Raw genomic sequence first — 13,000 nt, forward strand, 5'->3', positions numbered from 1 at the left:
TCAGGCATAGACCGCGTTCTCCAGCATGAGCGGGCGCGTTCGTTGCTCTTCTATATCCTTGGTTCCGATGACAAGCATATCACCACAAAGCTGCAACACGGCACCCTCGATCAATCCGCGATCGAACAATTGCCGTGCACATTCCGCGCCAGATTCCAGCGCGGCCGCGACCTCGTTCTGCGACAATTCACCGACATCGCGGGTGACGAGACGCACGCCGAGATCGCTGTCAGGCTGAAGCTCGTTCGCAGGCTTTCTGATGATGGCGGGATGCCCGGGCAGATCGACGGCGTTGGCGATGACCGTCGCGGCCGCATCGGCCTGCGATGCGGTGGCAGCCAGCACCGTGACCGCGTCGGCAATGCCGAGCGAAAAGCTGCGGCCGTGACGCCCGCTGGTCGCGATGCCGCGCACGGGATCACCTGAGTAGACCCTCAACTTGCGCAGCACGCCGTCACGATCGGGCCGATCCATCAGGCCGACCGAGAAATGCTCGCCCTCGCCGAGATGCAGCGCGATATCGCCGCCATTGTTGACATAGGCCTGATCGAGCGTCGCAGCGCCCAGCATGGCGCCAAGAATCTCCTCTGCAACGCTGCCGGCAACCGCGGCCATCGGCGTAATGAAGCAATCGGCAGCATAGGGTGCGACAGCAGCGTGCATCCGACGCGCCACCACGCCCGTCAGCGACGTCCGCCCCACAGCGGCCGTCCGCAGTTCCGGCAACTCCGCGCAGAGTTCGTCGAGCAGTCCGGTGAATCGCCGCGCCGCCGCCTCATAGGCCGCACGCACTGCGTCCGCGCGCCCCCTCGCCTCCACGATCACATCAATCGGTCCATCCTGCAAATGCAGCCGCCGGCCATCAGACAGCAATGCGATTTGCGGGAGCCTGGTCATGCCCGGGGCCCCGGGATCGGGTTCTGCCAGGGCAATTGGCGGACGTCGTCGCCGTTCTGCACCTCGGACAGCGGTTTTACATAGTCCATGTGCCCGCCGAGCGCGGCATAGTCCGACAGCTTCATCGTGAACTCGATCGGCGCGACCAGCGCCGGCGTCGGCACATAACCGAACGCGCCTGAAGGCATCTGCGTCACATCGACCATGTAGGTGATGCCGCCGCCCGGCCAGACATAAACAGGTGCGCCGCCGCTGGTGACGCGCGTCAGCGCGTCCTTCACCGAGCGCGTCAGCCGGACCGGATTGTCGGTGACGCCCGCGCGCAAGGAGCCGCCGGCACCCGCCATGAACAACACCGTGCACAGCGCCGGCTCGCAATTCTCCTGGATGCGCTCGACCGAGAACTTCAGGTCATCAGGCATCTCGGTCTCGACCGGCTTCAGGGCTTCGTCGAGCACATAGTAAGACGAGTGCTCGCCGGTCGTGGAGACCATCAGCATGGAGAGACCAGGCTTGGCTTCCTTGGCATCGAACGGCCCGAGAATCGCCAGCGGATCGGAGATGTTGGTGCCGCCCCAGCCCGTGCCGGGATCGGCGACCTGGAAATAGCGGCCTGGCGTCGAGCGACGGCCCTTCATCTTGATGCCGGTGTCGGCGATGTCGAGCAGCTTGCCGGCTTGGTGCTCCGAGAGCACGCCGGTGATGTGATCGTCGACGACGACGACTTCATCGACCTTGCCGTGCCATTGCTTGGCGAACATGCCGATCGTCGCCGAGCCGCAGCCGACGCGCATGCGCTCTTCTTTCATGCCGTTGACGATCGGCGGCTGGCCGGCTTGCACCACCACGCTGGCGCCGCCGTCGATGGTCAGCTCGACCGCCTTGCAATTGGCGAGATCCATCAGCGTGTCACAGGTGACGCGGCCCTCTTTCTTGGAGCCGCCGGTGAGATGATGCACGCCGCCGAGCGACAGCATCTGCGAGCCGTATTCGCTGGTCGTGACGTGACCGACCGCCTCGCCCTGCGCGCGAACGGTCGCGGTTTCCGGGCCGAGATAGCGGTCGGTGTCGATCTTCACCTTGATGCCGCAATAGGAGAAGATGCCCTCGGTCACCACGGTCACCATGTCGACGCCATCGACCTCCGCGGAGACGATGAAAGGCGCCGGCTTGTAATCGGGATAGGTCGTGCCCGCGCCGATCGCCGTCACAAAGGTTGAGGGCTCGTGGACGATCTTGCCGTCCCAGTCTTCGGTGCGGCTGAACGGAACGAGCTTGCCGCCATGCGAGACGGTGCGCTCCAGGATCACATGCGGGTCGACGCGGACGAGCTTGCCGTCGTGATTGGCATAGCGGTCGCAGGCGCCCGCCGCGCCCGGCTTGATGTAGCACATCACCGGACAGGCATCGCAACGGATCTTGTCGATGGCGGCGCTCGTCGTTTCAGTCACCATGTGCAAAGCCAGCCGACTGCGGTTATCATTCGTATACGAACGATGTTGCGCGCCCTCCCGAAGGCTGTCAAGCGGCGGTGCGGCGCAAAAGGTGCGGCTGCCGCATAAAACCCCATTTGCCTATCCGCTCTGTCCACAAAGAAGGCAGTCGCGCTGCAGTGCGGCATGCGCGGCTTGCACGTTTGTGTACAAACGGTATCGTCGCGACGTAGGTTTTGACGAGCACTTGGCCACGGGCTTGGGAACGAGGATGATTCAGACACCGATCCGCCTCACCGTGAACGGCAGGATCCACGAGGTCACGGCAGCGCCGCAGACGCCGCTGCTCTATGTGCTGCGCAACGATCTCGCGCTCAACGGCCCGAAATACGGCTGCGGCTTGGGCGAATGCGGCACCTGCACTGTCCTGATCGACGGGCAGGCTGCGCGCTCCTGCGTGATTCCCGTCAGCGGCTGCGCAGGCCGCGACATCCTGACGCTCGAAGGGCTCGGCACGCGCGACAAGCCGGATACGGTGCAGCAGGCCTTCATCGACGAGCAGGCCGCGCAATGCGGCTATTGCCTCAACGGCATGATCATGACCACCAAGGCTCTACTTGCGATCAACCCGCAACCGACCGAGCAGGAGGCGCTCGCGGCGCTGCGCTACAATCTCTGCCGCTGCGGCACGCATGTCGAGATCCTGCGCGCGGTGATGCGCGCATCCGGCCAGCTCACTGAGGCCGTTGATTGATGGCCTCCCCTGTTTCGAACGGAGCTGAGCGGCAGTCCGGTTCGCTCGTCGTCGTCTGCACCGTGGACGAGATCACATCAGAGACCTTCGTCCGCATCACCGCGGATGGATCGGTCACGGCCTATAACGGCCATGTCGATCTCGGCACCGGGATCCGCACCGCACTCGGCCAGATCGTCGCCGAGGAGCTGGATGTGTCCTTTGCGCGCGTCGTCGTGGTGCTCGGCGATACCGCCGTGGTGCCGAACCAGGGCGCGACGATCGCCAGCGAAACCATCCAGATCACCGCCGTCCCCCTGCGCAAGGCCGCAGCGCAGGCGCGGCACTTCCTGATCGCGCGCGCAGCCGAGCGGCTGGAGCTGCCGGCCAGCGAGATCAAGATCGAAGACGGCCTCGTGCGCGGGCACAACCGCAGCGTCAGCTATGGCGAATTGATCGGCGGCGAGACCATTCGCCTCGAACTTGCCGACGACGTCGCGCTCAAGCCCGTTGGCGACTACGCCATCGTCGGCCAGTCGACGCCCCGCGTCGACCTGCCCGCCAAGGCGACCGGCGAGCTGACCTTCGTGCACGACATCCGGCTATCAGGCATGCTGCACGGCCGGGTGGTGCGTCCGCCCTATGCCGGCGTCGATGCCGGCCCGTTCGTCGGCACCAGCCTGGTCGCGGTGGATGAGTCCTCGGTACGCGACATTCCCGGCATCATTGCCGTCGTGCGCATCGGCGATTTCGTCGGCGTGGTCGCCGAGCGCGAGGAGAACGCGATCCGCGCGGCGGAGCAGCTCGCGGTGAGCTGGAAGCCGACGCCCGGTCTGACCGATCTCGCCGACGTCGAGACTGCGCTACGCGCCAATCCATCGACGCCGCGCACGCTGATCGACAAGGGCGACGTCGACGCGGCGATATCAGGCGCGGCCAAGCCGATGCAGCGCACTTATGTGTGGCCGTACCAGATGCACGCCTCGATCGGGCCGTCCTGCGCGGTCGCCGATGTCCAGGACGGTAACATCCGCGTCTGGTCCGGCACGCAGAACCCGCACCTGCTGCGTAGCGATCTGGCGCTCCTGATCGAACGTCCCGAAAGCGAGATCGAGGTGATCCGCCTGGAGGCCGCCGGTTGCTACGGCCGCAACTGCGCCGATGACGTCACTGCGGACGCGCTGCTGCTGTCGCGCGCCGTCGGCCGGCCCGTGCGCGTGCAGCTGACGCGTGAGCAGGAGCATGCCTGGGAGCCCAAGGGCACCGCGCAGCTCATCGATGTCAATGGTGGACTCGACGCCGACGGCGGCATCGCTGCTTACGATCTCGCCACGCGCTATCCCTCGAACGCCGCGCCAACGCTGGCGCTGCTGTTGACGGGGCGAATCTCGCCGGTGGCCGATGTGCTCCAGATGGGCGACCGCACCGCGATTCCGCCTTACGACTACGACCACATGCGCGTCGTCGCCCATGACATGGCGCCGATCGTGCGCGCCTCCTGGCTTCGCGGTGTCTCGGCCCTGCCGAACACTTTCGCACATGAATCCTATATCGACGAGGCCGCGACCGAGGCCGGTGTCGATCCCATCGAATACCGCCTGCGTTACCTGAAGGACCAGCGCGCCGTCGATCTCGTCAATGCGGTGGCCGAGCGCGCGGGCTGGACGCCCCGGCCGGTCCGCGAAGAGAAAGATGGCGACGTCGTGCACGGGCGCGGATTTGCCTATGCGCTCTATGTCCACAGCAAGTTTCCCGGCTATGGCGCGGCGTGGTCGGCCTGGGTTGCCGACGTAGCCGTGAACAAAGCGACGGGCGATGTCAGCGTCACGCGCGTCGTCGCCGGGCAGGACTCCGGCCTGATGATCAATCCGGACGGCGTGCGTCACCAGATCCACGGCAACGTCATCCAGTCCACCAGCCGCGCGCTGATGGAGGAGGTTTCGTTCGAGCGCGGCGCAGTGGCGGCGCGCGAATGGGGCGCCTATCCGATCATCCCCTTCCCCGACGTACCCAAGATCGACGTACTGATGTTGCCGCGTCAGGACCAGCCGCCGCTCGGCGTCGGCGAGTCCGCCTCGGTGCCGAGCGCAGCCGCGATCGCCAACGCGATCTTCGATGCCACCGGCGTGCGCTTCCGCGAGCCGCCGTTCACGCCGGAACGCATCTTGAAGGGATTGCACGGTGAAACATCGCCCGTGCCGCAAGCCCTGCCCGCACCCGCTACGCCGCATCCATCTCGCATCTGGCAGAATCCGTTCGCCAAGCGCGCCGGCATCTTCGCGACGATTGCGGCCGTCTGCACCGCCGCGATCGGCGTCGGCGCTGCCCTCCTGCCCGGGCGCGCGATCGCGCCGATCGCACGTCCCGATCCATTGGTCTATTCCGCGGCGACGATCGCGCGCGGAGAGCAGCTTGCAGCACTCGGCAATTGCGCGGAGTGCCACACCATGATCGGCGGCGCGGTGAACGCCGGCGGCCGTGCGCTACAGACGCCGTTCGGCACGATCTACGCGACCAACATCACCCCGGACGTCGAGACCGGCATCGGCGCCTGGTCCTACCCCGCCTTCGAGCGCGCGATGCGCGACGGGCTTCATCGTGACGGACGGCAGCTCTATCCCGCCTTCCCCTACACCCATTTCGCCAAGACTGGCGATGCCGACATGCAGGCGCTCTACGCCTTTCTGATGGCGCAGCCTGCGGTGCGTGCGACGACACCGGCGAATGCGCTCGCCTTCCCGTTCAACCTCCGCCCGCTGCTCGCAGGCTGGAACGCGCTGTTCCAACACACGCAAGAGTTCAAGCCCGATCCCGCCAAATCCGAACAGTGGAATCGCGGCGCCTATCTCGTCGAGAGCCTCGGCCATTGCAGCGCGTGTCATTCGCCGCGCAACGCGCTTGGTGCGGAGCAACGCAATGCCTATCTCGCGGGCGGATTTGCCGAAGGCTGGGAAGCGCCGGCGCTGACGTCGCTCTCACGCGCGCCGATCCCATGGAGCGAGGACGAGCTTTTCGCCTATTTGCGCACCGGCCATTCGCGCTATCACGGTGTCGCGGCTGGCCCGATGGCGCCTATCGTCAAGGACCTCAAGGCCCTGCCGGACCCCGACATCCGCGCGATGGCGGTCTATCTCAACTCGTTCAACGACACCGCGATCGATGCGCGGGGCCAGGACGCACTTGCCGCAAAGCTTGAAGGCTCAACGCAGGTCACGGTGGCGCCCTCCACCGGCGCGCGGATCTATCAGGGCGCGTGCGCCGTCTGCCACGAGGTCGGCGGCCTGCCGCTGTTCGGAACTCGGCCCTCGCTCGCGCTCAACAGCAATCTGCACAGCGCGACATCGGACAATCTCGTGCAGGTCGTCCTGCACGGCATCGCCGAGCCGGTGTCGAGCGATCTCGGCTACATGCCAGCCTTCAAGAACAGCATGAGCGATGCGCAGGTCGACGAACTCGTCAGCTTCCTGCGCAAGCAGTTCGCGCCGGACAAGCCGGCGTGGACCGGCGTCCGCGAGACGATCGCACGGGTGCGCAGCTCAACGCATTGATTTTTGGAGCATGACCTAATCGGAAAACTGCTTCACACTTTGCGCTAACGCGGCCCTTCGGGTCCGGGTCATGCTCTAGCCGTGCTTCTTCGCCTCTACCGGCGGCGTGCCGTGGGTGTGGAACGACTCGATCGTCTTCAATCCCCACGCCTGGCCCTTCTTGCGCTCTTCTTCCGTCCACACGATCGGCTTCCAGTCGGGTGCGAGGATGAGGCGCGCGCCGGCATTGGCGACTTCGACGCGATTGCCGCCGGGCTCGTAGACATAGAGGAAGAAGGTCTGCTGGATCGCGTGCTTGTGCGGGCCGGTCTCGATGTGCACGCCGTTCTCCAGAAAAATATCGGCGGCGCGCAAAATCTCCTCGCGGCTGTCGAGCGCGTAGGTGACATGGTGGAAGCGGCCGGGCGTGCCGGAATGGTCGAGCGAATAGGCGAAATCGTAGCTCTTGTTCGACATCGTCATCCACATCGCCGCTTCCCGCCCGTCGTTGAGCACGATCTGCTCGGTGAGGCGGCAGCCGAGATAGTTCTCGAAGAACTCGCGGTTGGCCTTGATGTCGACGGCGAGGCAGTTGAGATGGTCGAGGCGGCGAACGTTGACGCCGCGCGCAGGAAAGCGCTGCGCCTGGTTCTTCAGTGCAGGCTTCAGCTCCGGCGGCGCCTGGTACCATTCGGTCTCGTAATAGAGCTCGACGATGTGGCCGTCGGGGTCGCGGCAGCGGAAGGTCGGCCCCTGCCCCATGTCGCCATCGATCCAGCCGATGTCGAAGCCGGAGCCTTTGAGCGCGGCGACGCGGCGCTCCAGCGCCTGCTGGCTGCGCGCGCGCAGCGCCATATGTTCCATGCCTGACGTCTTCGACGCCGTGAGCTTGAGCGAATAGCGCTCATAATCGTCCCAGCCACGCAAGTAGACCGACTCGCCCTTCTGCCCGCTCACGGTCATGCCCATGACGTCGACGAAGAATTTCAGGCTCTCGTCGGGCTTCGGCGTCAGCAGCTCCATGTGGCCGAGATGAGCAAGATCGAGGATCGGTTCGGGCTGCATGCTTTCCTCCAGGCGTGGCTGCGATCCGCCGGACCGGATCGCGCAACCGGACGCAAGGCTGCAAACGCGCTCAAGTGTCCGGGGGCGGCATCCAGGCCGCCGGTTCATTTGTACTAATGTACAAATGATTAGCTCCCGTCAACAAATCAAAACATGGCCGCCCGGATCGAGTGACGCGCCAGCCGGGATGACCTCCATCCCCGAAGGGCGGACCGACTGACCGAATGGTAAAATCTTCCTTAAGCGCTGTCGGGCCTATCGGCCTAGAAAAGCGGCATTCCCCTACCGATTCCGCCCGCAAGTATGCATTAGGAGCAAATCTCTCAACCGAATTGTCGCAGATTTAACAAAGCCCCCGCGCCTGCCGTTTAACCGTTTGTCCAGCCGCGGCACGCATAGTCAGGGTTAAATCTCTTGCTCATGCCAGGTTCATTCATCGTGACATCCTTTGGACGCGTGATTTCGGTACGCGGGTCGCTCGCTCGGGTCGGGCTGCTGGCGGCAAGCCAGATGCCGATCTCGGAAATTCGGGCCACGGTCGGCCGGTTCGTCAGCATCCGCTGCGCCAGCTCGGTGATCGTCGCCATGATCACCGAGGTGTCCTGCGAGAACCTCTCGAGCTCCGACTACATCGCCATCGCGTCGGTCGACCTGCTCGGCGAAATCCACAATGCCGCCGACAAGGCCAAGTTTCAGCGCGGCGTCACCAACTATCCGACCATCGGCGATTCCGTCGACCTGATCACGAGCCAGGAGCTGCGCACGATCTACGCGCCGACCGGATCGGACCAGATCAATGTCGGCTTCCTCCAGCAGGACCGCTCCGTCGTCGCCTATGTCGACGTCGAGGAAATGCTCTCCAAGCATTTCGCGGTGCTGGGATCGACCGGCGTCGGCAAATCCACCGGCGTGTCGCTGCTGCTCAACGAAATCCTGAAATCACGCCCGAACCTGCGCATCTTCCTGCTCGACGTGCACAACGAATATGGCCGCTGCTTCGGCGACCGCGCGCTGGTGCTCAACCCGCGAAACCTGAAGCTGCCGTTCTGGCTGTTCAACTTTGAAGAGATCGTCGACGTGCTGTTCGGCGGCCGCGCCGGCGTGCCCGAGGAGCTCGACGTTCTCGCCGAGGTGATCCCGATCGCCAAGGGCATCTACACCCAGTATCAGAACACCGATCGACTCGGCCTGAAGCGCATCGATCCCAAGCAGGTCGGCTTCACCGTCGATACGCCGGTGCCATACCGCCTGGTCGATTTGATCTCGCTGATCGACGAGCGCATGGGCAAGCTGGAAAACCGCTCCTCGCGCATCATCTATCACAAGCTGATCTCGCGCATCGAGGCCGTCCGCAACGACCCGCGCTACGCCTTCATGTTCGACAACGCCAATGTCGGCGGCGACACCATGGCCGAGGTGATCAGCCATCTGTTCCGCCTGCCCGCCAACGGCAAGCCGATGACAGTGATGCAGCTCGCCGGCTTCCCGGCCGAGGTCATCGATTCCGTTGTCTCGGTGCTGTGCCGCATGGCCTTCGACTTCGGCCTGTGGAGCGACGGCGTGTCGCCGATGCTGTTCGTCTGCGAAGAGGCGCACCGCTACGCCTCGGCCGACCGCAATGTCGGCTTCGGGCCGACCCGCAAGGCGGTGTCGCGCATCGCCAAGGAAGGCCGCAAATACGGCGTCTATCTCGGCCTCATCACCCAACGTCCGGCCGAGCTCGACGCCACCATCATCTCCCAGTGCAACACGCTGTTCACGATGCGTCTGGCCAACGAGCGCGACCAGGCGCTGCTGCGCGCCGCGGTGTCGGATGCCGCCGCGAACCTGCTGTCCTTCGTGCCATCGCTCGGCACCCGCGAGGTGCTGGCGTTCGGCGAAGGCGTCGCACTGCCGACCCGCCTGCGCTTCAAGGAAGTGCCGCCGCATCAATTGCCGCGCGGCGAAGCCACCATCTCAAGCGTGCCGTCGGTCACCTCCGGTCACGACATGCATTTCGTCGGCGCCGTGCTCGAACGCTGGCGCGGCGCCACCTCGCAACGCGACGCGCCGAACGACCCGGTGTTTTCGCAGCCGCCCGCAAAGACGCTCGCGACCGCCGAAGCGCCGATGCTGCAGCCCTCGATGGGGCTGGACCCGGACCGCTTCTCGCTGCTGAAGAAGCCACTGCGGTAAAGACGGCGCGGCTGGGCGCGACGGGGAATGCCCCGGATATCGCGGCTCAAGGCCGCGTCTCGCGGATAGCCCAAGGCTTGTCCTTCGTGCTACCCTTGGCTTTGGAGCCGGTTTGAGCACGCGGGGCGCGAGGATGTCCGTGGGCGGTGCCAATATTGCGGATCGCAACATCATAACGGTGCTCGCCGTCGACATGGTGGGTTCAACTCGCCACATCGCGGCTTGCGACCCCGATGAAGCTCAAGCGTTTTTGGACCATTGGCTGGATCACATCCGCAGTTCCGTGGAGCGTCTCGGGGGACAGATTGTCCACTATGCGGGAGACGGTGGCATTGCCATATTCGGCTGGCCAACCGCATATGAGGATCATGCGGATCGTGCGTGCATCGCAGCCTGGGACATTCAGAGTCATAGCCAGTCGACCGGCCCCAGGGGAGATCCGGTCAATTTTCGCGTCGGACTTCACTCCGGCCTGGTCGGCTTACGCATAGGCGGCAAAAACGCCATCGCCCGCTTCGACGTTTCCGGAGCGACCGTGCACGTCGCTGCCAAGCTGCAGCAGGAAGCGGCGGCAGACGAGATCAGGGTAAGCGCCGAAACCGCAAAGCTGTGCCGATCGCCACTCGACCTTACGGCACACAAGACGACTTCGGGAATCGCCGATCGGGTCATCGAGGCCTACACGCTGATTGCCCGGCCGGACGATGTCGATCACAACGAAATCGCCAGCCGCTATCAAAATCCGATCGTGAATCGGGTCGACGAGCTTGCGGCGCTTCGGGGGCTACTCCCGCGCCCGGGCGCCAAAAGCTGCTCCGTCGCCCTGCTGGGCGAACCAGGTATCGGCAAGAGCCGCCTTGCGACAGCCGTAATGACCGAGGCACTGACATCCGACGTGAGGTGTTGCGTCTTTTATGGCGGCGTGCAGAGACGTGCCACCGCATTCGCCGCCGCCCGCACGTTGGTGGGCGACATGCTCGCTGCAAACAACTCATCGTCGGATGAACATATTCGGAAGGCTCTCGCGGAACTGCACGTCGAGGCAGGCGATCGCAGAAAGCTCGAAGCCCTGTTCATCGTTGGAAAAGCGTCCTCTCGCCAACGATTGACCGACAATACGCAAACGCAAATTGCACGCGCACTTGTCAATGCCTTCCTCGCATTGGCGCTAAGTAGACCAACTCTCTTGCTGATCGAAGACCTCCAGTGGATCGATCCGGAAAGCCGCCATTTCCTGAAATTACTCGCGCGCGCAAGTACCCCGCAGCCGCTTTGCATATTGCTGACCGGACGTCCGGAATCATCAGACCAGGCCATGGAGATTGCGGACTCGCTCATTCATCTGCAACCGCTGTCGCGGGCCTGCATGGAGGCTTTGGGACGCCAATTGTGGCCGAAAACTCGATCCCCGACCGTGTTTGCGAGAGCGATCGATCGCGCTGACGGCGTCCCCTTCGTATTGGAAGAGTTCTTGCGTTCGGCGGACGCGACGAACGCAACGAGCGAACAACTGCCTCAGAGCGTCGAGTCCGTGATTCATGCGCGGCTGCAACGGCTTTCTCCGAAGATGAAGACATTCGCGCAGACGCTTAGCCTGCTGGGAGAGGAGGTCGAAATCCAATTGGCTACGACGGTGCTCGGCGTGGACGTAGGCGAGCTGCTGACTGCATTGTTCGAGCTTGCCCGATTTGCTTTTGTCCATCCGCTTGCGGGTAACTCCGTGCGTTTCCGGCATCAGATCATCGCCGAGGCCTGTGCAAACACGATACCGCGTGGCCGGCGTCTGGAAATCCACCAGGCCGCTGTCCAGGCAATCGTGCGGCGTTACCCGAATCTGGATGGCCGTTACGAACAGTTGGCCTTTCATGCAGAGGAAGCCGGAGATTCTGGTGCTGCACTTGGCTATCTCTGGGAGGCTGCCGTCGAAGCGCGCCGGAACGCCGCAGCCTCATCGCTCAGCTTGATATACGACCGGGCGCTCAAGCTCATCGAGCGTCTTGGGGAAGCCGCCGAAGAAAAATATGTCGACTTCGGTCGAATGAGCTTCGCTTCGATGCTGCAACTCGGCGAATTCAAAAAAGTAAATATGCATTTGCCACGAACGTTGGAGCTGGCGCGGCGCCAAGGCAGGATTGCTCACGTGTGCAGCGTCCAGTCGCAACTCGGAATGGTCTACTGGTTTGAGGGCCGGTATGAAGAAGGGCTGCAAATAACGAGCGAGGGATTGAGAACAGCTCGAGCGCTGAAATCGACCGCACTCATATTTTCAAATCAGACCATCATGGCAAATGTGTTGCACAGCATGGGCCATGTCCATCGCGCGATTGCGGCGATGGACGAACTGAATGAAATGCTCACAGGAGAACTCGAGACTGCCCGCCTCGGGACACCGGCCGGTCCAAAATGCACGGTTTTGGCATTCAGGAGCTGGTTCATGAATGCAACAGGTCAATATGCGGAGGCGCTCGGATTCGCATTGCGTGCATTGGAGATCGCAGTTCGTGAACAGGATTCATATGGGCAAGTGCTCGCCCGCATTACGATGGGGCGAAATCTCCTCATGCTCCATCGAAATGACCAGGCTGTGGAATGCTTGTCGATCGCAAGGGAGATCGTCGAACGTAACGGGTACGATGCCAGCAAGGCCAACCTGACCGGAGCAATGGCGACCGCTCTGGCACGAACAGGCCAGGCACATCAGGCCGTCGACCTGATAGACGCTTGTATGGAGAGCGGCACGCATCTGCGGACAGGCCAGATCGAGCTCTGCCTTCTCTATGCGGGTTATGCTGAGGCTCTCGTTCGGGACGGGAAATCCGAACGTGGCCTGAGCGCCTTGGATGATGCTCTTTCCATCGCCAGGACCATCAGGAATCCATGGCTGATTGTAGAATGTCTTGGCCTGAGGGCGCGACTGTTCGCCGAGGCGAAGCCTGGCACCGCCCGCGTCGTTGAGGATCTCGCCGAGATGCACGCGATTTGCGATCAGTTTGGCATTGTTGCCTGGGACGGATCCCGGCTCGCGGTTTAGCAAGGCCGCTCGGGTCGAGACACACCAGTTTACCGGGGCCCATTTCGCGGGCCGCCGCGCTTCAATGGGCGTGGCATGCCATCCGGGGCTCCGGCCCGGAGCAACGACCTTGACGGGACTTTGCCAAGAAGTACAATCT

At 63.7% G+C, this 13,000-nt stretch carries 7 protein-coding genes; 4 read left to right on the plus strand and 3 right to left on the minus strand.

Translation table 11 applies throughout. The annotated features are described in order from the left end of the window. Together OWC48_RS00735 and OWC48_RS00740 are read right to left on the minus strand one after the other, a co-directional pair. A complete protein-coding gene (locus OWC48_RS00735) occupies positions 1-897 on the minus strand; it encodes a UPF0280 family protein (protein ID WP_282518204.1) in 897 nt (298 codons plus the stop codon). Beyond that, positions 894-2,351 carry a 6-hydroxynicotinate reductase gene (locus OWC48_RS00740; protein WP_282518205.1) on the minus strand — a complete coding sequence of 486 codons (1,458 nt, stop codon included), beginning with the start codon at positions 2,349-2,351 and terminating at the stop codon, positions 894-896. The genes OWC48_RS00735 and OWC48_RS00740 overlap by 4 nt, the downstream gene beginning before the upstream one ends. A gap of 250 nt (positions 2,352-2,601) precedes the next feature. Between OWC48_RS00740 and OWC48_RS00745 the strand changes: the two genes are divergently transcribed. After that, positions 2,602-3,084 carry a (2Fe-2S)-binding protein gene (locus OWC48_RS00745; RefSeq protein WP_282518206.1) on the plus strand — a complete coding sequence of 161 codons (483 nt, stop codon included), beginning with the start codon at positions 2,602-2,604 and terminating at the stop codon, positions 3,082-3,084. Beyond that, the gene (locus OWC48_RS00750; protein WP_282518207.1) at positions 3,084-6,611 is read left to right on the plus strand and encodes a molybdopterin cofactor-binding domain-containing protein; all 3,528 of its coding nucleotides are present in this window, start codon (positions 3,084-3,086) and stop codon (positions 6,609-6,611) included. Before OWC48_RS00745 ends, OWC48_RS00750 begins: the two co-directional genes overlap by 1 nt. A gap of 75 nt (positions 6,612-6,686) precedes the next feature. On the opposite strand, the gene OWC48_RS00755 is transcribed toward OWC48_RS00750, so the two are convergent. Then, entirely contained in the window at positions 6,687-7,655 is a 969-nt protein-coding gene (locus OWC48_RS00755) for a catechol 2,3-dioxygenase (RefSeq protein ID WP_282518208.1), read from the minus strand. A gap of 420 nt (positions 7,656-8,075) precedes the next feature. Here OWC48_RS00755 and OWC48_RS00760 point away from each other — a divergent pair, with 420 nt between their 5' ends. Beyond that, positions 8,076-9,830, plus strand: coding sequence for an ATP-binding protein (locus OWC48_RS00760; RefSeq protein ID WP_282518209.1), 1,755 nt, complete (start codon positions 8,076-8,078; stop codon positions 9,828-9,830). A gap of 139 nt (positions 9,831-9,969) precedes the next feature. Beyond that, the gene (locus OWC48_RS00765; protein ID WP_282518210.1) at positions 9,970-12,861 is read left to right on the plus strand and encodes an AAA family ATPase; all 2,892 of its coding nucleotides are present in this window, start codon (positions 9,970-9,972) and stop codon (positions 12,859-12,861) included. The last annotated feature ends 139 nt before the right edge of the window (positions 12,862-13,000 follow it).

The sequence above is a fragment of the Bradyrhizobium sp. Arg816 genome, assembly GCF_029989365.1.
GTDB lineage: Bacteria > Pseudomonadota > Alphaproteobacteria > Rhizobiales > Xanthobacteraceae > Bradyrhizobium.

Bases quoted from the DNA above. Each gene is read 5' to 3' on its own strand.
- OWC48_RS00755 (WP_282518208.1), bottom strand. From the start codon at position 7,655: ATGCAGCCCGAACCGATCCTCGATCTTGCTCATCTCGGCCACATGGAG.
- OWC48_RS00745 (WP_282518206.1), top strand. From the start codon at position 2,602: ATGATTCAGACACCGATCCGCCTCACCGTGAACGGCAGGATCCACGAG.
- OWC48_RS00735 (WP_282518204.1), bottom strand. From the start codon at position 897: ATGACCAGGCTCCCGCAAATCGCATTGCTGTCTGATGGCCGGCGGCTG.
- OWC48_RS00740 (WP_282518205.1), bottom strand. From the start codon at position 2,351: ATGGTGACTGAAACGACGAGCGCCGCCATCGACAAGATCCGTTGCGAT.
- OWC48_RS00750 (WP_282518207.1), top strand. From the start codon at position 3,084: ATGGCCTCCCCTGTTTCGAACGGAGCTGAGCGGCAGTCCGGTTCGCTC.
- OWC48_RS00760 (WP_282518209.1), top strand. From the start codon at position 8,076: ATGCCAGGTTCATTCATCGTGACATCCTTTGGACGCGTGATTTCGGTA.